General features: G+C 45.4%; 19 protein-coding genes. 7 read left to right on the top strand and 12 right to left on the bottom strand.

Going from position 1 to position 18979, the window contains the following annotated elements; all coding sequences use genetic code 11:
- Positions 1 to 4 precede the first annotated feature (4 nt).
- The gene (locus IEN92_RS02460) at positions 5 to 1006 is read right to left on the bottom strand and encodes an aminoglycoside phosphotransferase family protein (protein ID WP_216160282.1); all 1002 of its coding nucleotides are present in this window, start codon (positions 1004 to 1006) and stop codon (positions 5 to 7) included.
- Positions 1007 to 1114: 108 nt separating this feature from the next.
- Between IEN92_RS02460 and IEN92_RS02455 the strand changes: the two genes are divergently transcribed.
- The 4 genes from IEN92_RS02455 to rsmA are packed head-to-tail and all read left to right on the top strand — an operon-like array spanning position 1115 to position 6775.
- Entirely contained in the window at positions 1115 to 3559 is a 2445-nt protein-coding gene (locus IEN92_RS02455; RefSeq protein ID WP_370623897.1) for an LPS-assembly protein LptD, read from the top strand.
- A gap of 47 nt (positions 3560 to 3606) precedes the next feature.
- Positions 3607 to 5013, top strand: coding sequence for a peptidylprolyl isomerase (locus IEN92_RS02450; RefSeq protein ID WP_255539740.1), 1407 nt, complete (start codon positions 3607 to 3609; stop codon positions 5011 to 5013).
- Complete coding sequence (gene pdxA, locus IEN92_RS02445; RefSeq protein ID WP_216162108.1) at positions 4985 to 5995, top strand: 4-hydroxythreonine-4-phosphate dehydrogenase PdxA; 1011 nt, start codon at positions 4985 to 4987, stop codon at positions 5993 to 5995. Before IEN92_RS02450 ends, pdxA begins: the two co-directional genes overlap by 29 nt.
- A gap of 3 nt (positions 5996 to 5998) precedes the next feature.
- Complete coding sequence (gene rsmA, locus IEN92_RS02440) at positions 5999 to 6775, top strand: 16S rRNA (adenine(1518)-N(6)/adenine(1519)-N(6))-dimethyltransferase RsmA (RefSeq protein ID WP_216160276.1); 777 nt, start codon at positions 5999 to 6001, stop codon at positions 6773 to 6775.
- A gap of 5 nt (positions 6776 to 6780) precedes the next feature.
- On the opposite strand, the gene IEN92_RS02435 is transcribed toward rsmA, so the two are convergent.
- From IEN92_RS02435 to IEN92_RS02395, 9 genes are read right to left on the bottom strand one after another with little or no spacing between them, the layout of a single operon-like run.
- Positions 6781 to 7515, bottom strand: a complete 735-nt coding sequence (locus IEN92_RS02435) for a 1-acyl-sn-glycerol-3-phosphate acyltransferase (protein ID WP_215374040.1) — start codon at positions 7513 to 7515, stop codon at positions 6781 to 6783.
- A gap of 7 nt (positions 7516 to 7522) precedes the next feature.
- Positions 7523 to 8095 carry a D-glycero-beta-D-manno-heptose 1,7-bisphosphate 7-phosphatase gene (gene gmhB / locus IEN92_RS02430; RefSeq protein ID WP_215374038.1) on the bottom strand — a complete coding sequence of 191 codons (573 nt, stop codon included), beginning with the start codon at positions 8093 to 8095 and terminating at the stop codon, positions 7523 to 7525.
- The gene (glyS, locus tag IEN92_RS02425; RefSeq protein WP_216160273.1) at positions 8092 to 10230 is read right to left on the bottom strand and encodes a glycine--tRNA ligase subunit beta; all 2139 of its coding nucleotides are present in this window, start codon (positions 10228 to 10230) and stop codon (positions 8092 to 8094) included. Before glyS ends, gmhB begins: the two co-directional genes overlap by 4 nt.
- Positions 10227 to 11108, bottom strand: a complete 882-nt coding sequence (gene glyQ, locus IEN92_RS02420; RefSeq protein WP_215374034.1) for a glycine--tRNA ligase subunit alpha — start codon at positions 11106 to 11108, stop codon at positions 10227 to 10229. Before glyQ ends, glyS begins: the two co-directional genes overlap by 4 nt.
- 59 nt (positions 11109 to 11167) lie before the next feature.
- A complete protein-coding gene (lnt, locus tag IEN92_RS02415) occupies positions 11168 to 12694 on the bottom strand; it encodes an apolipoprotein N-acyltransferase (protein ID WP_255539739.1) in 1527 nt (508 codons plus the stop codon).
- An 8-nt stretch (positions 12695 to 12702) separates the two neighbouring features.
- A complete protein-coding gene (locus IEN92_RS02410; RefSeq protein ID WP_216160271.1) occupies positions 12703 to 13542 on the bottom strand; it encodes an HlyC/CorC family transporter in 840 nt (279 codons plus the stop codon).
- Positions 13543 to 13598: 56 nt separating this feature from the next.
- Positions 13599 to 14057, bottom strand: coding sequence for an rRNA maturation RNase YbeY (gene ybeY, locus IEN92_RS02405; RefSeq protein ID WP_216160268.1), 459 nt, complete (start codon positions 14055 to 14057; stop codon positions 13599 to 13601).
- Positions 14047 to 15393 carry a tRNA (N6-isopentenyl adenosine(37)-C2)-methylthiotransferase MiaB gene (miaB, locus tag IEN92_RS02400; protein WP_216160266.1) on the bottom strand — a complete coding sequence of 449 codons (1347 nt, stop codon included), beginning with the start codon at positions 15391 to 15393 and terminating at the stop codon, positions 14047 to 14049. Before miaB ends, ybeY begins: the two co-directional genes overlap by 11 nt.
- 48 nt (positions 15394 to 15441) lie before the next feature.
- A complete protein-coding gene (locus tag IEN92_RS02395) occupies positions 15442 to 16704 on the bottom strand; it encodes a putative Na+/H+ antiporter (RefSeq protein WP_215374026.1) in 1263 nt (420 codons plus the stop codon).
- Between the two features lie 58 nt (positions 16705 to 16762).
- Here IEN92_RS02395 and IEN92_RS02390 point away from each other — a divergent pair, with 58 nt between their 5' ends.
- On the top strand, positions 16763 to 17173 hold the full coding sequence (locus tag IEN92_RS02390) for a rhodanese-like domain-containing protein (RefSeq protein WP_215374024.1): 411 nt from the start codon (positions 16763 to 16765) through the stop codon (positions 17171 to 17173).
- A gap of 31 nt (positions 17174 to 17204) precedes the next feature.
- A complete protein-coding gene (locus tag IEN92_RS02385) occupies positions 17205 to 17594 on the top strand; it encodes an OsmC family protein (protein WP_216160263.1) in 390 nt (129 codons plus the stop codon).
- Positions 17595 to 17633: 39 nt separating this feature from the next.
- On the opposite strand, the gene IEN92_RS02380 is transcribed toward IEN92_RS02385, so the two are convergent.
- Positions 17634 to 17921, bottom strand: coding sequence for a glycine zipper domain-containing protein (locus IEN92_RS02380; protein ID WP_216160260.1), 288 nt, complete (start codon positions 17919 to 17921; stop codon positions 17634 to 17636).
- 46 nt (positions 17922 to 17967) lie between these two features.
- Entirely contained in the window at positions 17968 to 18330 is a 363-nt protein-coding gene (locus tag IEN92_RS02375; protein WP_216160256.1) for a Rap1a/Tai family immunity protein, read from the bottom strand.
- A 111-nt stretch (positions 18331 to 18441) separates the two neighbouring features.
- Between IEN92_RS02375 and IEN92_RS02370 the strand changes: the two genes are divergently transcribed.
- A complete protein-coding gene (locus IEN92_RS02370; RefSeq protein WP_216160253.1) occupies positions 18442 to 18966 on the top strand; it encodes a gamma carbonic anhydrase family protein in 525 nt (174 codons plus the stop codon).
- Positions 18967 to 18979: the final 13 nt, after the last annotated feature.

Raw genomic sequence — 18979 nt, 5'->3', positions numbered from 1 at the left:
TTACTTAGGCCTTATTTTCGCGAGTGGATTCCAAAATGCGCGCTAGGGGCTTTAACTCGATATAGCGGTTGGCAGTCGTAATCGCATACTCTAATACCAATGGGATGTCTTTGAGATAGCCGTCTTTGCCGTCCCGGTGAAAGAGCCTGGCAAAGATGCCCAGAATCTTGAGGTGGCGCTGTAATCCCATCCACTCAAAATCGCGATAGAACTCACCAAAATCATTTGGCATTGGAAGTGCAGCTCTCCGACCTTCTTCCCAAAATTTGATTACCCAGTCAATAACGCGTTCTTCTGGCCAAGCGATATAAGCATCACGCCATAGGGAGGATGCATCGTAGGTAATGGGACCATACACGGCATCCTGAAAATCAATCACCCCAGGATTATTTTTAGTGGTCACCATTAAATTGCGTGAATGGTAATCGCGATGTACATATACCTTGGCTTGCGCTAAATTATTAGCAATGATGAGCGCAAAGGATTGCTTGATTTGATTTTCTTGTAATGTGCTTAATTCGATGTCGAGATGTTTGCGTAAATACCATTCTGGAAATAAATCTAATTCACGCTGTAACAAGGCCTTATCGTAGTCTGGCAATACGCCAGACTTGCTTGCTATTTGCATTTGCACTAAAGCATGTGTGGCATCTTTGTATAGGTGATCAGCTGTTGCATTATTGAGTTCTGCAAGATAAGTTTTGCTGCCGAGATCATTTAATAAAAGGAAGCCATCAACAATGTTCTGTTCCAAGATTTTTGGCACATTTAATCCTGCATCTGAGAGCAATAAATCCACCTGAATGAAGGTATCTAAGGGCTCGTGTTGAGGTGGCGCATCCATCACGATCAAAGTCCCAAAACCAGGTTTTTGGGACTCTATTCGGAAATACCTCCGAAAGCTCGCATCTGCAGAGGCTGGGGTCAGGGAGTCTAGATCTAATTGCCAGTTAGGCTGGAGGGCTTTTAGCCAGGCGTGAAGGGTGTTTAAGCGAGCGTCAGTCATGGTCGATTCGTATAATAAGGCTGGTCTGGATCCATGAGTCATTATCGCCGTTGCGCCGGCCGTTGCGCCCCTCTTTTTTTGGCTATAACCCCGCGAGTAATGACGGGGGTGGTATTGCTTCAATTCGCGCTCCCGATTTATGCCCAGGCGCCTGCTCCTTTGCCTCCTGTGACACAGCTAAATACGATTACTGTGCTCTTACCAGATCGCGGTAATGTCACTGTTTTGAAGTTAGATGACCAACTACGAGTTGGCAAGCCAATCGAGGATGGAAAGGCGTTAACTTTTACTTCAAGTGACACGATCGATGGTGTGGTGAACCGCGATATGCACTTAAAGAGTCGCGCACAAATTCGTCGCAATGGAGCGGCGTTAAAGGCAGACGAAATAACTTACAACCCAGATACGGATATTGCTGACCTAATTGGAAATGCTGAACTATCTAAAGGCAATGTCACATTTAAGGGTCCAGCAGGTCAATTCAAGGTAGATGCTCGAGAAGGTGCAATGGAGACGCCATCATATGAGTTGCGCGATAACCGTGCTAGTGGCTCTGCTAAAAAGTTAACTATTGCTGGCCCAGATATATTTGTATTTGATAAAGCCACCTATACCACTTGCACTCCAGAAAATATGGATTGGTATTTCACAGCAAGTACTTTAGAAATTGACAATGAGCAAAAAGAGATGGTTGGTACGCATGGCGTCATGCGTTTCTTTGATGTTCCGATTGCTTATGTCCCATATTTCACCGCCCCCACTGGCGGGCAGCGTCGTTCAGGTTTATTGGCTCCAGTGGTCGGATATAACTCAAACAATGGCTTAGATATTACGCAGCCCTACTACGTCAATATCGCCCCCAACCGTGATTTGCTCTTGTTGCCTAGAGAAATGAATCATCGAGGTTTTATGTTGGGTGCGCAATATCGTTTTTTAGATCCCCAGTACTCTGGAACTTTAGGCGGCGATTATTTACCATACGATAAACAAACTGGCACAAACCGGTGGAGATATGACTGGCAGCAAAGACAAGTTTTTGCTGGGGGGGTTGGTCCTGGAGGTGCCCCGATGCCTGGATCATGGTCGGGTTACGTCAATATGGCTCGTGTCTCAGATAGTTTGTACCCAACCGATTTTTCTCAAAGTATTGCTGGGCAGATTACGAATCAATTTAGGCAAGAGGCAGGCACTAGTAAGCAGCTAACTGGTGAGTTGAGTAATTGGGTTGTTGGGGCAAAGGTCGCTAACTTTCAAACCTTGCAGCCGGATCCAAACAATCTTGTGCAAGCGCCATACAACGTCATGCCAAACATCACTGCTGCATACAATAGCCAGTTGAGTCCTACCGTATCGGATGCAAGCGGTAAATACCTGGCATTACCTACTGGTCCAAAAACTACTTTTTCTACCGATTACACTCGGTTTGCTTATGCTTTAGGTAGCAACTTTAATGCCCCTGCACCTGGCGCATACACTCAGGCTGACAGAACTGTTGTTAAAGGTGCGCTTTCGCTTCCGCAAGTCACCCCTGGCTATTACATTACCCCTACGATTAGCTTTCAGTCAAACACTTATAACGCAACTGCCTACACGCTTGGCACCCCAAACGCTCAGGGATTTACCATTCCAACCTTTACATTGGATTCTGGTGTAGCGTTTGAGAGAGATGCTTCGGAGTTAAAAAGTTTTTTTGGGCGCGACATGTTTCTTACAATGGAGCCGCGTGCTTTTTATGCTTACACCCCTTATCAAAGCCAAGCAAACACACCATTGTTTGATACTGCTGATGCAGGCTTTGGTGTATCTCAGATTTTTACGGCAAATACGTTTATTGGTAACGACCGTATATCAGACGTTAATGCTGCAACAGTTGGTCTTACTAGTCGAATGATTGAGGCCAATACTGGCGCTGAGCGGGCCAATGTTACGCTGGCACAAAAGCAACAATTTACAGGTCAAAAAGTTGGTCTGAATGGAAATATCGCTAGTCCAACTACCTATTCAGATACTCTGGGTTCTGCATCGGTGCGTCTATTGGGCAACTTCAGTGCAGATATGTTTGGTCAGTACAACACCCAGTTAAATCGCTTTGTCCAGACAACCGTGGGTGCTAGCTGGAGACCAACTCCTGGCCGAAGTCTAAACTTTGGTTATCGTAATGTCTGGTCACCTCCAATTCAAGCTTCTACACAGAACAATCAAACTGCAACACCTGCTGCTACAACGACTGATCAATACAATATTTCAGGTCAATGGCCTCTCTCGCGAGAAGTATCTGTGTTGGGGCGTTGGGGTTATGATGCTTTAACTGTTAAAACTCTCAATACTCTAGTTGGATTAGAGTGGACTAGAGACTGCTGGACCTTTCGTGGAGCATATTCTCAGGCCGTTAATACTTCTTTGATTACCACCACCCAGGTCCTGTTCCAGATAGAATTTAGGGGCTTTGCTAGCGCTGGTAGTAATCCAGTTGATATCATGAGGTTAAATGTTCCAGGATATATGCCTACCTCGAAGCCAATACCACCCTCCATATATGAGAACTACCAATGATGCTTTGTAGGAGTTTTTTAAAACAGAGTTTTACTGTCATTTGCTTATTGGCAGCTCCATTACTTGTGGGGGTCGTATACGCCCAAGACTCTTCTCGCGGAATTACTGGGGGAGATAGCAAGATCCGCAATATTGATGGCGTTGCCGCAGTTGTTAATACTGGTTACGTCACTCGCAAAGAGATTGATGATCGAATCACGGCACTTCAGAAACAAGGCGTAAAGCTGCCTGATGGCCCCGATTTGCGTAAGTTAGTGTTAGAGCGTTTAATTCTTGAAAAAATTCAACTACAAAATGCATCACAAGATGGCATCGCAGTGACCAATAAGGAGCTAGACAAAATCATTGGCGATATTGCTGCTAAGAATAGGTTGACATATCTAGAGTTCAAAGCGAAGGTCACTGCCTCAGGTATGTCATTTGAGCGATATAAAGAAAATTTGCGTGAAGATATCATCGTTACTCGATATCGCGAACGATCAGTAGAGTCAAAAATTAAAATCTCTGATGCGGAGATTGATAATTTTATTGCCGATCGTCAACGTGCCATGGTAGGTGCTGGGGCACCTCGCTCTGCGCCCCCTGTAAAAGGTGCGCCAGAAGAAATTGATGTAGCGCAAATTTTTATTCCGGTTGATGCTAGTGCAGGTGCTGGTGCCCAGGCTGAAGCAAAGAAGCAGGCTGAAATTTTGTTGCGAGACGCTAGAGGTGATGTCGACTTCTTGCAACTCGGTGCAGCAGCAGCAAAAGAAAATCCGAAAATTAAATTTCAGGATTTGGGTTACCGAGCCCCTGATCGCTTACCGCAATTATTTTATGAAGCTGTTAGAAATACTGGCAGTGGTCAGGTAGCTAGTTCTGTGGTTAAGAGTCCTGCTGGATATCATGTTCTGAAGGTGATAGATCGTCGCGCAATGAGCGCCAGTGCCCCTGCGCAGCAGCAGGCAGCTGCACCAGAAGCCTCATCTAACCCTCAAAATATTCCCATTACCCAAACTATGGCACGCCATATTTTGTTGAAAAATAGGGCAGGCTTGTCTGATCAAGATGCCGAAAGACGTCTACAAGGTTATCGTGATCAAGTGCGCGCCAAGACCGCTGATTTTGGTGACCTAGCTAAAAAGTACTCTGAGGATGGCTCAGCTGCTAATGGCGGAAATTTGGGTTGGATGGGACCTGGAGATTTAGTGCCAGAATTTGAGCAAGCAATGAATCGACTTCAAATCGGTGAAGTTAGTAACCCAGTCAAATCCGAATTTGGTTGGCACTTGATTCAAGTACTCGAGCGTCGGGATGCGCAATTAACGGTTGAGAAGCAAAGAGAATTTGCACGTGCAGCGATCCGCGAAAGAAAATTTGAGCAAGCCTATCAGGATTGGGTTCGCGAGTTGCGTGATACAGCAACCGTCAAAATCCTGAATGTTGATGATGCAGCAAGCTCAGCCCCTCGTTAATCTGGTAATTACTACCGGCGAACCAGCTGGGGTTGGTCCTGAGGTTTCCATGGCTGCCGCACAAGACTTTTTGGCGGAACAACCGAATGCACGCATTACTCTTTTGGGTGACCCAGATTTACTAAGGGTTGACTCAGAAATTGATCCAAGTATATTCAAACGCCTTACGGTTGACCCTGTTCCCTTAGTTGCTCCTTCAGCGCTGGGGCTCTTAAATTCTTCTAATGCTCCATACGTTCTCAGTATGCTTGATCAAGCTATACATGCTTGCTTACAGGGGCGCTATGACGCAATGGTCACAGCGCCAATTCAAAAGAGCGTCATCAATGATGCTGGCATTTCTTTTACTGGCCATACAGAATATTTGGCACAGCATTGCAATACGCAGCATGTTGTCATGATGCTATGCGCTCCACTAGCAAAGGGTTTTTTAGGAATCAAGAGTCCTAGAGACTTGCGAGTTGCTCTAGTAACTACTCATTTGCGCTTGAGGGATGTGCCAGCTGCGCTTACATATGACCTGATTTTGGAAACAATTCAGATAGTTGACCAAGATTTAAGAGCCAAATTTGGTATTTCTAAACCCAATATTCGAGTTGCCGGTTTAAACCCGCATGCAGGAGAAGCAGGTTATTTGGGCGCTGAAGAGATGGAGTGCATTACACCTGCAATTGAATCTGCTAAGCAGCAGGGCATTGATGTCACAGGACCTTATCCTGGGGATACGATGTTTGATGCTGGGGCACTTGAGCAAGTAGATGCTTTTATTGCGATGTACCATGATCAAGGCTTAGCCCCCTTTAAGTTTGTAAGCTTTGGCGGGGGTGTAAATGTGACTCTAGGCCTACCAATTATTCGGACTTCGGTTGATCATGGCACGGCTTTAGATATCGCTGGAAAAGGAATTGCAGACTCCGGCAGTATGTTGGAAGCGCTCCGCTTGGCATATACCTTAGCTTTAAATACCCGAAAGCAAAATTAAGGAATGCATCGCGCACGAAAACGTTTTGGTCAAAACTTCTTGCAAGATGAAGGCGTTATTTACTCCATTGTGGCCTTAATTAAGCCTGCCCCAGAAATGCATGTGATTGAGATTGGCCCTGGCCTTGGCGCATTGACTAGGCCTTTATTGAGAAACCTAGAGCAGCTTGATCTATTGGAGATTGACCGCGACCTAGTTGCTTATTGGAATCAGCAAAATCTTGATGGCTTAAAAGTAATTGAAGGGGATGCTCTCCAATTTAATTTTTCAGAGTGGGCTAAAAATCGCACTGACAAAAAAGGACTATGTAAGGTAGTTGGTAATTTGCCTTACAACATTTCTTCTCCGCTACTATTTCATCTTGTTGCCGCTGCAAATGATGTTGATGAGCAGATTTTTATGTTGCAAGCTGAGGTGGTGGAGCGAATGGTTGCCACAGCGGGTAGTTCTGAATTTAGTCGATTATCAGTGATGATGCAGGCTCGCTACGATATGGAGCTTGTCTTGGAGGTTCCTCCCGAAGCATTTGATCCTCAGCCAAAAGTGAACTCCGCTGTAGTGCGCATGATTCCCCGAAAAGACTTTGATCTTAGTTCGACTCAATGGGGCGCCTTAGAGCAGGTAGTGGCTGCAGCTTTTTCACAAAGAAGAAAAATGCTGCGAACCAATTTACAGGCTTATTCTGAAAGATTGAAATTGACTGAGATTGAATTAAAAGCCAGAGCGCAAGATATTTCGGTTCAGCGCTATATTGAATGGGCTAAGATCTTAGCCGCTTAAATATTTTATTGGTAAGCGCTTGGATCAATGCGACGCATTTCAGCTTCGATCCAGCCTTCAACCTCTTGTTGCAACTGTTCACCAGATTTACCTTCAGAAGCAATAGCTGGGCCAATTGAGAAAATCACGGTACCAGGCTGTTTCAAAAAACTATTTTTAGGCCAGAAATTACCAGCATTATGTGCAATCGGAATAACTAAAGCACCAGTAGCACTTGCAAGGCGGGCGCCGCCTTTGCGGTATGGCTTTGTAGACCCTCTGGGTGTTCTGGTGCCCTCTGGAAATAACATGATCCATTTACCTTCAGCTAATCGCTTGCGTCCCTGACTCGCAACTGAAAGTGCTGCAGTTTGTTTATTTGCTCTATCGATATGAATCATTTTGAGTAAAGCCAAAGCCCAGCCAAAGAAGGGAATCCAAAGTAATTCACGTTTGAAGACAAAACATAGCTGCTTTGGTAGTAAGGCAATGTAGGCGATTGTTTCATAAGCAGATTGATGTTTGCTCAAGATCACAATTGGTTGGTTGAGTACTGCAAGCATATTTTCCATGCCGCGAATTTCATAATGTATTCCGCAAAGATGCCAGAGCAGCCAAATCACCACCTTGTTCCAAAAGCCAATGAAGTTATAACGATGTTCTGGACTAAGGAAAGGGAAGGCCAGCATACATAACACTGACCAAATTGGAGTGAAGATGAGGAGAAAAAGAGCGAATAGTAGTGATCGAATAAAAGTCATCAGTTTTCTAAACCTTATCTTCGAGAAGTGAGTGTGCAAACGACAGCAAATCCGCATGAATTTGAGTGCCCTCAGGCAAATCCCCTTTGGCCAAAGTTTTCTCGCCCTTTCCGGTGAGAACGAGATGGGGGATCGCTCCTAGAGCTAAGCCGGCCTGAAGATCGCGCAATGAGTCCCCCACAATGGGCACCCCCAAAAGAGCTTGCGTACTATCGGTTTTTTTATAGCGTAGTGCGATCTCTTTCATGAGACCTGGCGCAGGTTTGCGGCAGTCACAACCATGCGCGTCTGTATGTGGGCAGAAGAAGATGCTATCAATATGACCGCCTAATGGCTGTAGCAATTTATCCATCTTGCTGTGCATGGCATGCAGGTCATTAATTGTGAAATAACCCCTTGATAAACCCGATTGATTGGTTGCCACAGCAATTTGGTAGCCTGCTTGATTCAGCAGTGCAATTGCCTCTAGGCTTCCTGGTATGGGAACCCACTCATCAATCGATTTCACATAATCATCACGGTCATCGTTGATCACGCCATCGCGATCAAGGATGATGAGTTTTGTGGAGCTAGTGCTCATGCCAATTTGCCGAGATCGGCAATGAGATTCATTTTCTGGTGAAGTTGTTGCAGGAGAGCTAGGCGGTTGTCGCGCAGTTCAGTATTGGGGTCCATCACCATTACATCGGCGAAGAACTGGTCAATGGGACCGCTTAAGGCAACCAGTGCTTTAAGGAGTTCAACGAATTGACGCTTCTCATAAGCAGTATTAAGTGCAGGGGTAATAGCTTCTAAAGTCTGATAGAGAGTTGCTTCGGCTGGTATTTGCAGTAACTTGCTAGAACAAGAAGCTGGAATAGGGGTATTCGTTTTCTTCAGAATATTGCTGATGCGTTTATTTGCTGCTGCTAGCTGAGCAGATTCTGCCAGAGCATTAAATTCGCGTAGGGCAGTTAAGCGCTCAATAAGATCGTTGATTTGTGCGGGACCTTGGCTGAGGACGGCATCAATTTCAGCGCTAGTAAAGGGTTTTCCTGCAACAGATTGATCGCGCAAGTAGGCACGCAAGCGCTCAATAATGAACTCATATATCGCTGCAGCATTTGCCTTTTCTTGAACATCTTTTTGTGGAAATTGACTACGAGATAATTCAATTAACTCTGGCAGGCTCAAGGGGAGATTTTTTTCCAAGAGCAGGCGGCAGATACCTAGAGCGTGGCGGCGCAAAGCGTAGGGATCTTTATCGCCAGTTGGAGCAAGGCCTACACCCCAGATGCCAACCAAGGTTTCAAGCTTATCAGCAATCGCTAAGATGGTGCCGGTAGGGGTTTGCGGTAATGTGTCGCCCGCAAAGCGAGGCATGTAATGTTCGCTGCAAGCGGCGGCAACGTCACTGTGCTCTCCGTCATGAGTGGCGTAGTAACGACCCATAATGCCTTGTAGTTCTGGAAATTCACCGACCATGTCGGTTAGTAAGTCTGTTTTTGCAATTTCTGCAGCTCGGCTTGCAAGGGCTTCATCTGCAGAGAGTTTTTTTGCAACACCCACTGCGATTGCCTGAACACGTTTACTGCGCTCAAGCTGAGTACCTAACTGATTGTGATAAACCACTTTCCCCAAATCAGCAACGCGTGATGCTAAAGGACGCTTTTGATCCTGCTGGAAGAAAAAGCGCGCATCTGAAAGGCGGGGCCGTACAACCCTTTCATTTCCAGAAATAATCGCATCAGGCTTAGCGGTTTCAATATTAGAAACAATCAAAAAGCGATTGCGCAACTTGCCATTTTGATCTGTCAGCGCAAAGTATTTTTGATTGGTCTGCATCGTGAGAATCAAGCACTCTTGTGGTACTTCTAAGAATTCTTGATCAAAGTGACATTCATAAACCACTGGCCACTCAACCAAAGCTGTTACTTCATCCAAGAGGCTGTCTGGCATTAAGACAAGATCACTGCCAGCAGCTTTTAAAAGAGCAGATTCAATTTGTGCCCTACGTTTGTTAAAGCTCGGAATAATTTTGGCTTTAGTTTGCAAATCATTTTCATATTGATCTGCTGAGGCAATGGTGAGATTTCCTGGGGCTAGGAAGCGGTGGCCTTCTGTAAGATTTCCAGCATAAATCCCTAGGCTATTAATATTGAGAATTTGGTCACCATGCAAAGCCAAGATTCGATGGGCTGGGCGAGCAAACTGAACATCGGCCAATTGCCCATCTTTTTGTAGCACTTGATAGTGCATCATTTTGGCAATTGGTAATTTGCTGAGTGTTTGCTCAAGAGCTGTCTGTGCAGTTTGATTCAGTGCTGCACCAGGAGCAATGACGTTCAGATATAAAGCCTCGTTTTTTCCTTCGCCTGATTTCTCCAGGGCAGAGAGGTCAATATCACTATAACCAAGAGCACTCAATTTTTTGAGTAAAGGCGCTGTTGCTTGTCCTTGAGCATCGAAGGCGATGCTCGTTGGTAATAACTTCTCGCGCACAGGATAGTCTGGTGCCTGATTCAAAACATTGCTGATCTGTACTGCTAAGCGACGGGGTGTTGCAAAACTAGTAGCTTGCGAATCTGCTGTTGCCAAACCAGCAGCTTTTAAAGCGGAGAAGATGCCTTCACCGAATGCATCGCCTAAGCGGCGAAGTGATTTGGGCGGAAGCTCTTCTGTAAATACTTCAATCAACAGAGTGGCTAATTGAATCGGATTATTAGTAGTGCTCATATTGCTTGGCGTTGACACATTGGGAATCCCAGTTTTTCTCGAGATTCAAAGTAGGCTTGCGCTACTGAGCGTGACAGGTTGCGAATGCGACCAATATAGGCTGCACGCTCTGTAACAGAGATAGCGCCACGAGCATCAAGTAGATTGAAAGTATGCGCTGCTTTAAGAACCATCTCGTAGGCGGGTAAAGCCAATGGCACTTCCATGAGACGTTTTGCTTCACTCTCGAAATTTGTAAAGTTTGCAAATAGCAAATCCGTATTGGAGTGTTCGAAGTTATAGCAAGACTGTTCGACTTCATTTTGGTGATAAACATCACCATAGGTAATGCCATCAGCCCAAACTAGGTCATAAACATTTGAGCAGTTTTGGATGTACATCGCAAGACGCTCAATACCGTAGGTGATCTCACCAAGAACGGGCTTGCAGTCAAGACCGCCGACTTGCTGGAAATAGGTGAACTGCGTCACCTCCATGCCGTTTAACCAAACTTCCCAACCCAGCCCCCAGGCGCCTAATGTCGGGTTCTCCCAGTCATCCTCCACAAAGCGCACATCATTCTCTTTGAGATCAAGACCCAAAGCTGCTAGAGAGCCAAGATACAGTTCCAGAATATTTTCTGGTGCAGGCTTTAGGACAACTTGATATTGATAGTAGTGCTGTAGTCGGTTGGGATTTTCTCCGTAGCGACCATCTTTCGGTCGACGCGAAGGTTGGACATAAGCAGCCTTCCAAGGCTCGGGACCAATCGCCCGCAGGAAGGTTGCAGTATGAGATGTCCCAGCGCCAACCTCAAGGTCGATAGGTTGCAACAGGGCGCAACCTTGTTGGTCCCAATAATCTTGTAGTTTGAGAATGATTTGCTGAAAAGTAAGCATGTTTAACCTGGCTAAGCCATTGATTTTACATGGCTAGCAAGGGTGACGGCCAAAAGTCGCTAAAAACGACGATGACGAATCAAGCCCCAGATCAGTAAGAGACAAGAAATACTCAAAATCGGCAAATTGCCCCACATGACATAGGGCGTTTTTCCGGTGTAAGCCTGAACTCGAGTGCTTAGGGTGCCTTGTATGAACTCTGGAAGTACTTGCAGCACTTTGCCATCGGGGCCTAATACTGCCGTAATGCCAGTATTAGTGGCTCTTAAGGCAGGCAAGCCAGTTTCTAGAGAGCGTAATTGGGAGAGGCGCAATTGTTGCGTCGGTGCCTGAGACTTGCCAAACCAAGCAAGATTTGTCAGGTTAATCAATAGGTTGGTGGGCTTGGGATTATTTCGAATTCGACTAGCTAGCTCACCACCAAATACATCTTCATAGCAAATGGTGACAGCGGCATAAACCGGATCTTGATTTTTTCTGTGGATCATGAAATTTTCTTGAGCATTTCCACCGCGCGCAAAATCACTTAATGGAACACTAAAAGCATTTACGAACCAATGAAAGCCTGGGGGAATGAACTCTCCAAAAGGCACCAAATGATTTTTGTCATATCGATAGGGATTCTCTGAAGGAGAGAGTCCAAAGGCGCGATTTGAAAACTCTTGGGGTTTGGGGTCTCGGCCAATGACGCCAAATAGCAAATTACTGCCAGTGGAATTTGCGAAGCTTTGCAAGTTCTCAAGCAGACCATTGGGTAAATTATTTTCAGGCCAAGAAAAAGCAGTCTCTGGAGCAACAATTAATTCTGCATTGGATTGCAGCATGGTAGAGCTGTAAAAATGAATTTGTTGTAGTACGCCTTCGGGTTTGAAGATCAGGCTCTGTGAGAAATTGCCTTGAATGAGCTCAACTGTGACTGGCTCGCCAATCGGCTTAGTAAAGGACCATTGGTTTGCTGCAACCATAATGCAGCCCAGAAGAAAAAGTGTTGAAGTCGTATAGGCAACATACTTTTTGAGCTGAAAGATTTGCCAGGAGACATACACCACCAAAAAGGTGCATGCTAACCCGCCAAAATAAGGTGCCATTGCTGCAAAAGGCCCATTAACCTGGGATTCAGCAAGACCCATCCATGGAAAGCCTGTGAATAATTCACCACGTAAATATTCACTGACTACCCAGCTGGCGGCTAAAAATAAACCTGTGAAGCGAGAATATTTAAAGCAATGAAGCGAGAAACACGCTATCGAAAAATACAGGGAAACATAAGCAGATAGTAAAAAAACAGCCGCACAAGATAGGAGAGCATTCATTCCGCCTACATCATGCAGGCTAATGTAGAGCCACCATAGACCGACTACAAAGTAACCAAGCCCAAAAACCATTCCTGAGAAAAGATAGTGTTTGCGTAAACCTTGATTTTGCAAACTAAAGCGCCACCACACTAAACTCAGCAGTGGAATTTGAATCCAACCGCCGTAAGGAAGTTCCGCAGCAAGCGCAATCAGCGCGCCCAGAATAAAAAGCGTTAAGAATGCTAAAGCATTAGGGTTGAAGCGATCCTTACTGGAATGCAAATCAAGCAAGGCAATTCTCAGTCAAGTTGCTTAAGAATTTGGCGAGCCAACAAAATATGAATCTGCCGAGGATCTGCACGAAGCACCTCAAATTCAATGCCATCGATTGCAATTCGCTCGCCAATTTTGGGAACGCGCCCCAGTTTTTGTACAACTAGGCCAGCAACTGTTTCAATATCCTCTTCTGCAAATTGTGTACCCAGCGCTTCATTGAGCTGATCTAGCTCAGTAATTCCTTTGACACGAATATCGCCATTGTCTAAAGAAATGATGTTATCTGCTTCCTCGTCAATATCGTGCTCATCTTCAATGTCGCCAACAATTTGTTCAAGAACATCTTCAATGGTGATAATTCCCGCTACACCACTATATTCATCGACAACGATCGCCAAATGATTGCGGTTGTCTTTAAAGTCACGCAAGAGAACACTCAAGCGCTTTGATTCCGGAATGAATACTGCGGGACGTAACCAGTCGCGTACCTGGAAATCTTTTTCACTTGCATGGCGGAGCAAATCTTTTGCTAACAAGATGCCGATCACGTTATCACGACTACCTTCAAAGACAGGAAAGCGTGAATGAGCGGCTTCGATCACACTTTTGATGAGTTCATTGAGGGGTTGATTAATATCAATCCAATCAATTTGTGCGCGGGGTACCAAAATATCTCGTGCGCACAAGCGACCTACTTGAAATACCCCCTCAATCATAGAGAGTGCATCTGCATCAATTAAGCCCTCAGTTTGGGCTTCGCGCAGTGTGGCAATGAGTTCTTGGCGACGTTCGTTAGGACTGGATGGCTCGGGCGTTAAAAATTCCGCCAAGCGATTTAAAAGAGATTTATTGGGGTCAGGCATGTTGCAAGAATAGCGTAGAAATATGTTGAATCGTTAAATGGGCCGTTGATAGGCAGTTATTGATCTAGGTAAGGGTTTGGAAAACCCAGATTTTGCAGGATTTTGACCTCTAAGCCCTCCATCTTTACAGCATCCTTTTGTGATTCATGATCGTAAGCCTGTGCATGCAAGCAACCATGGACGATGAGGTGCGCTAAATGGGCTTTTAAGGTCTTATTTTGATTTTTAGCTTCTTTCTGAATAACCGGGAGACAAAAAATAATATCCGCAGTCAAACTATTTTTAGATAAGTCATACGGAAAAGTTAAAACATTGGTCGCATAGTTTTTTTTGCGAAAAGCGAAATTCAGTTTTTTGCCTTCCGCTGCATTTACGAAGCGCAGAGTAAGGAAGCCGCTATGATCGGTTGCGGCTCTTACCCATTTTTTTATCAACATCGAGGAAGCTGTCTTTGCTAATGCTGCCTCAATAGTAGGACTCGCAAACTGAATATCGATATTGAGTTTAGTGGGCATATGCTTGAACCAGTTCGCCTCTCAAGGTGTAGTTGAGCACTTCTGTGATGCGAATGTCCACAATTTGTCCAATCAAGGATTCAATATCCTGATCAGGCACTGTGAAATGAACCACTCGATTGTTCTCCGCACGACCTTGTAGATTAACCCCATCCTTTGCCAGGCCTTCGATCAAAATTTTCTCTGTATTACCCAACATTCTTTGACTAATGTGATTGGCTTGACTCTCAACGAGAGCCAGCAGCGTTTGTAGTCGTTTGAGTTTAGTTTCATAGGGGGTGTCATCGCTCAGGTTTGCAGCTGGGGTCCCGGGACGAGGACTAAAGATAAAGCAAAAGCTGTTATCGAACTCTAGTTCTTGCACCATCTTTAAAAGCTTTTCAAAATCAGCCTCCGTTTCACCTGGAAAACCAACAATGAAATCACTGGATAAAGTGAGGTCTGGGCGCACTGCTCGCATCTTGCGAATGATGCTTTTGTATTCCAGCGCTGTATAGCCACGTTTCATAGCAGAGAGAACAGAGTCTGATGCATGCTGCACAGGGAGATGTAAGTGACTCACTAGCTTCGGAACCTTTGCATACACATCAATAAGGCGCTGAGTAAATTCTTTTGGATGACTCGTGGTGAAGCGTATCCTTTCGACCCCAGGAATATCAGCAATGTATTCGATCAGCAATGCAAAGTCAGCAATCTCATCCGTACCGCCCATTTTCCCAAGATAAGCATTAACGTTTTGTCCCAGTAATACGATTTCTTTTACGCCTTTACTTGCAAGCCCTGCCACCTCGGTGAGGACATCATCAAAGGGTCTTGAGACTTCCTCGCCTCGCGTATAGGGAACTACGCAGTAACTGCAGTATTTGGAGCAGCCTTCCATAATTGAAACATAGGCAGACCCGCGGGTTTGCCTTGAGGCGGGTAAGTGATCAAACTTTTCAATTTCCGGAAAAGAAATATCTACCTGCGATACGCCAGTCTTCCGACGTTGGGCAAGCAGATCCGATAAGCGATGCAAGGTTTGCGGACCAAATACTACGTCCACATAAGGCGCACGACTCACAATTTGTTGACCTTCTTGACTAGCGACGCAACCACCAACACCAATTAGTAAATTGGGCTTGGTTTTTTTGAGTTCACGTAAGCGACCGAGATCAGAAAAAACTTTATCTTCGGCTTTTTCACGAATTGAACAGGTATTCAGAAGTACCACATCGGCATCTTCGGGTTTATCTGTGAGCTCCATGCCGTCATCGGCATGTAAGAGGTCGGCCATCTTACCCGAGTCATACTCGTTCATTTGACAGCCGAAGGTTTTGATATAGAGCTTTTTCATATGCCGTTCTCAGGTTTATAGCTGGGGGCGAAGCTCAGATTTTACTGTTTATAAGAATCGATACGCCAGAATTGTTATAAATGTGGGCGGAAGCGCAGCTAGGAATAGATAGAGAGCAGAAACTGCGCCACCTGGGAAGTGTTGACGCAAGATAGCGATGCCTGCTGGGTTTGGTGCATTTGCGATCACAGTGAGACCTCCACCAGCAACAGCGCCTCCAACCAAGGCAAGTTTGAATTCAAGAGATGTTCCGGTAACGAGAGAGCCAAGATAGGTCAGCGCAGCATTATCAGTAATTGCTGTGAGAGCGAGGCTGCCATAAAACACTGCGCTGGGGCTCATGTTTGAGAGGATGGGTTGTAGCCACCATCCTTGAAGGGCGCCCAAGACCACCAATCCACCCAAGAAGAATCCAACCAATAAAGCTTCCTTGAGAATGAGTGGGCTCTGATGCTTGGGATATGCAGTGGTATATCCGATAAAAAATAGTAGCAACCACATAAAAATCGTGGGGTCGTGAGCAAACACCACTACACCAAGCAAAAAGAGTAAGTGCACCAAAATCACTGCTGCTGGAATTTTTATCGATTTTCCAGGACTCCCTGAATCAATCAACTGCTTTTGGAAAATCAGCGTCGCGCACAATGCATTAATAAATATGGCAACACAAGATTCAATACCAAAGTTGGCAAACATAAAGCCCGAACTCCAGCCCCAAGTTGAAGCTACCATGAGCACAGGTGGGGCTGCGAAGTTGGTTAATGTTCCGCCAATCGAAATATTGACGAACAGAACTCCGAGAGTGCCAAATAATAGGGCTTTTGAGCATTGATGTTTATAAACAAGGTCGCGCAATAAAAAAGCAGCCAAAGTCATTGCTGCAGGCTCAGTAATCAGAGAGCCCAGCAAGGGTGTGATGCAGAGGGTTAAAAAATAAAGGGCAGGTGTGGCTCTCATGCGCAATCCAAGCTGCAATCCTTTAGCGAGTAGCTGCAAGATTTCAGTAGAGATATACAGAATCGGTTTGCTACCAGCCACAATCATGATGGCAAAAACAAATAAGGGCTCGGTAAAGTTGCGTTTATCTAGATAATCTTTTGCGGTATCCAAATTTCCGATCAGGGAGATGTAGATAAATAAAATGGCAGCCCAAAAGCCAAAGACAACCTCTACTTCGCCCAACAGATGCCATAGTCCGGCATGGGAGGGAGATCTTTTTGCAAGGGATTCAAAATACGCAGTGCAGAAGGTATGCAACACGGCAATTGCAAAAATAATGCTGGCACCAAGCTCTATCGGGGTAAAGTTCATAGCAGAATGGTAGCAAATGATGAAGCACTTCAATAGATTGTTACTTTAGGAGATTTTGGTGAAATTAAAGATTGGGTATCAAGACCTTATAGCCCAGGCAATGGCTGAAATTGAAACGGTATCTGTAGAAGAGGCCGGTGCTTTATTGGAGAATCCAGACACTGTCTTTGTAGATATACGAGATGTTCGTGAATTAGAGCGAGATGGCATGATTCCTAACGCTCTGCATGCTCCCCGTGGCATGCTGGAATTTTGGGTTGACCCTGAAAGCCCGTATTTCAAGCCTATCTTTGGTGAAGGTAAGCATTTGGTTTTATATTGCGCCTCTGCTTGGCGCTCTGCGTTGGCCACGCAAACTTTGCAAAAAATGGGTGTACCCAGAGTGTCGCATTTAGAGGGTGGTTTTGGTGCCTGGAAGAAAGCGGAGCTGCCTACGGCGGCTAAAGTGAGTAAGCCACATACTGCTTAATAGCAAATAAATTCTGAGTTGAAAGGTTGATATGAGAAAAGTACAGTCGCAGTTTGGCGATGGGCCGCTACAGCAAAAACTGCTAGTAGATGACTTGCAATTTCTGTCCGATGCAGCGCTTGATCAGGGCGGTAGTGGATCAGGCCCTAATCCTCACGAATACTTAGGCGCTGCCTTGGCTGCTTGTACAAGCATGACTTTGAAAATGTATGCCACTCGCAAAGCAATGGGCTTGGAGAATGCAATTGTGACTGTAGACATTGAGCGAAGCGATGATGTAGAGAAATTCACTCGCGATATCACGCTAGTCGGAAATTTAAGCCCTGAAGAAAAGGCGCGTTTGCTAGAGATTGCCAACAAATGCCCTATACATAAAGCTTTATCCGGAGAGATCCAAATAAAAACCCAGCTTGTAAATTAATACAAGCTGGGCTCGGTTTACGCTACTGCAATACTATTTTTAATTCGGAGCTGCAGCAGGCTGATTTGTTTTTCCAGCGTTGTAGCCAGCATTGTATTCAGAGGCTTGGTTTTTCTTGTAGGCATCATATACATAGCCAGATGCTGCACCAACTGCTGCACCACCGACTGCGCCCCAAATCGGGTTGCCATGGAAAATAGCGGTGCCGACTGCACCTGCAGCTGCACCAATACCAGCGCCTGAAAGTGTGCGCTGTTCAGTATTACTCATATTAGAGCAACCAACGATTGCTAAGGTTGCTGCCGTAATCGCGATAATTTTTTTCATATCAACTGATCCTTTAAATGTATTTTGAACTAGCTAGATGTGCCGATTATTTTCGGGCGCAAGGAAAACGTGAAGCCAAGAAGCCTAGGAAAACGCCTGCTGCTGGTTTATCAGCTACTTGAGGATTTTCTTGTGCGAACTTTACAAAGTCACCAATGACTTGATCACGTGCTGGCGCAGGTTGCTTAACGCAAATAAATGGCTTGGCGCGCTGTGGGTGTCGAGTTGCCAAATAGGTTTCATAGACCGCAGTTGTGAAGCCCACACAATAGCTTCGTGATTCCGGGCTTGCAGGGAGTTTGCAAACGCTACTTAATTCTTGAGTGCTCAGCACTTTGATGGTTTCTTGAGCCTGGGCCAGACCAGAAAATGCTGCGAGCGCAGCTAAAACAACGAGGACTTTCTTCATGGGTTCTCCCTTAAGTGTGTGAAAAATCATCATAACCGATCCATTTTATCGTTTGCGCCTCAGTAATGACTCCAGACCTAGGTCTTACCCTAGTCTTACTTATAATGGGTCATGGCTATATATGAACTAGACGGATACACCCCTCAATTATCTGAAGGCGTATGGGTTGCTGAAAGCGCGGAAGTAATTGGCAAAGTAGAGCTGCATAAAAATGCCAGCATCTGGCCAAAGGTTGTGATTCGTGGCGACAATGATCTGATTCAGGTTGGCGAGGGCAGCAATGTGCAAGACGCATCTGTTTTGCATACTGATCCTGGCTATCCACTCTTGATTGGCAAGCATGTCACGGTTGGACATCAAGTGATGTTGCACGGTTGTAAAATCGGCGATGGTAGCTTAATTGGAATTGGTGCGGTGATTTTGAATGGCGCAAAAATTGGTAAGAACTGCCTCGTTGGGGCAGGCGCTCTAGTTACTGAGGGAAAAGAATTTCCAGAAGGCTCCATGATTATTGGCTCTCCTGCCAAAGCGGTGAAGACCCTGAGCCCTGAGCAAATTGCGGGTATCGCTGATATCGCGGGACGTTACGTAAAAAACGCACAGCGTTACATCAAATCCCTAAAGAAAATAGCTTAACTCCAAGCCAAGT

The sequence above is a fragment of the Polynucleobacter sp. MWH-Creno-3A4 genome, assembly GCF_018881885.1.
In the GTDB taxonomy this organism is placed as follows: domain Bacteria; phylum Pseudomonadota; class Gammaproteobacteria; order Burkholderiales; family Burkholderiaceae; genus Polynucleobacter.
This window is presented reverse-complemented; position numbering and strand designations above follow the sequence as displayed.

Coding starts and splice junctions, on each gene's coding strand:
- IEN92_RS02460 (WP_216160282.1), bottom strand. CDS start 1,006: ATGACTGACGCTCGCTTAAACACCCTTCACGCCTGGCTAAAAGCCCTC.
- pdxA (WP_216162108.1), top strand. CDS start 4,985: ATGATGCAGCAAGCTCAGCCCCTCGTTAATCTGGTAATTACTACCGGC.
- rsmA (WP_216160276.1), top strand. CDS start 5,999: ATGCATCGCGCACGAAAACGTTTTGGTCAAAACTTCTTGCAAGATGAA.
- IEN92_RS02435 (WP_215374040.1), bottom strand. CDS start 7,515: ATGACTTTTATTCGATCACTACTATTCGCTCTTTTTCTCCTCATCTTC.
- gmhB (WP_215374038.1), bottom strand. CDS start 8,095: ATGAGCACTAGCTCCACAAAACTCATCATCCTTGATCGCGATGGCGTG.
- glyS (WP_216160273.1), bottom strand. CDS start 10,230: ATGAGCACTACTAATAATCCGATTCAATTAGCCACTCTGTTGATTGAA.
- glyQ (WP_215374034.1), bottom strand. CDS start 11,108: ATGCTTACTTTTCAGCAAATCATTCTCAAACTACAAGATTATTGGGAC.
- IEN92_RS02410 (WP_216160271.1), bottom strand. CDS start 13,542: ATGCCTGACCCCAATAAATCTCTTTTAAATCGCTTGGCGGAATTTTTA.
- ybeY (WP_216160268.1), bottom strand. CDS start 14,057: ATGCCCACTAAACTCAATATCGATATTCAGTTTGCGAGTCCTACTATT.
- miaB (WP_216160266.1), bottom strand. CDS start 15,393: ATGAAAAAGCTCTATATCAAAACCTTCGGCTGTCAAATGAACGAGTAT.
- IEN92_RS02395 (WP_215374026.1), bottom strand. CDS start 16,704: ATGAACTTTACCCCGATAGAGCTTGGTGCCAGCATTATTTTTGCAATT.
- IEN92_RS02385 (WP_216160263.1), top strand. CDS start 17,205: ATGAGAAAAGTACAGTCGCAGTTTGGCGATGGGCCGCTACAGCAAAAA.
- IEN92_RS02380 (WP_216160260.1), bottom strand. CDS start 17,921: ATGAAAAAAATTATCGCGATTACGGCAGCAACCTTAGCAATCGTTGGT.
- IEN92_RS02375 (WP_216160256.1), bottom strand. CDS start 18,330: ATGAAGAAAGTCCTCGTTGTTTTAGCTGCGCTCGCAGCATTTTCTGGT.
- IEN92_RS02370 (WP_216160253.1), top strand. CDS start 18,442: ATGGCTATATATGAACTAGACGGATACACCCCTCAATTATCTGAAGGC.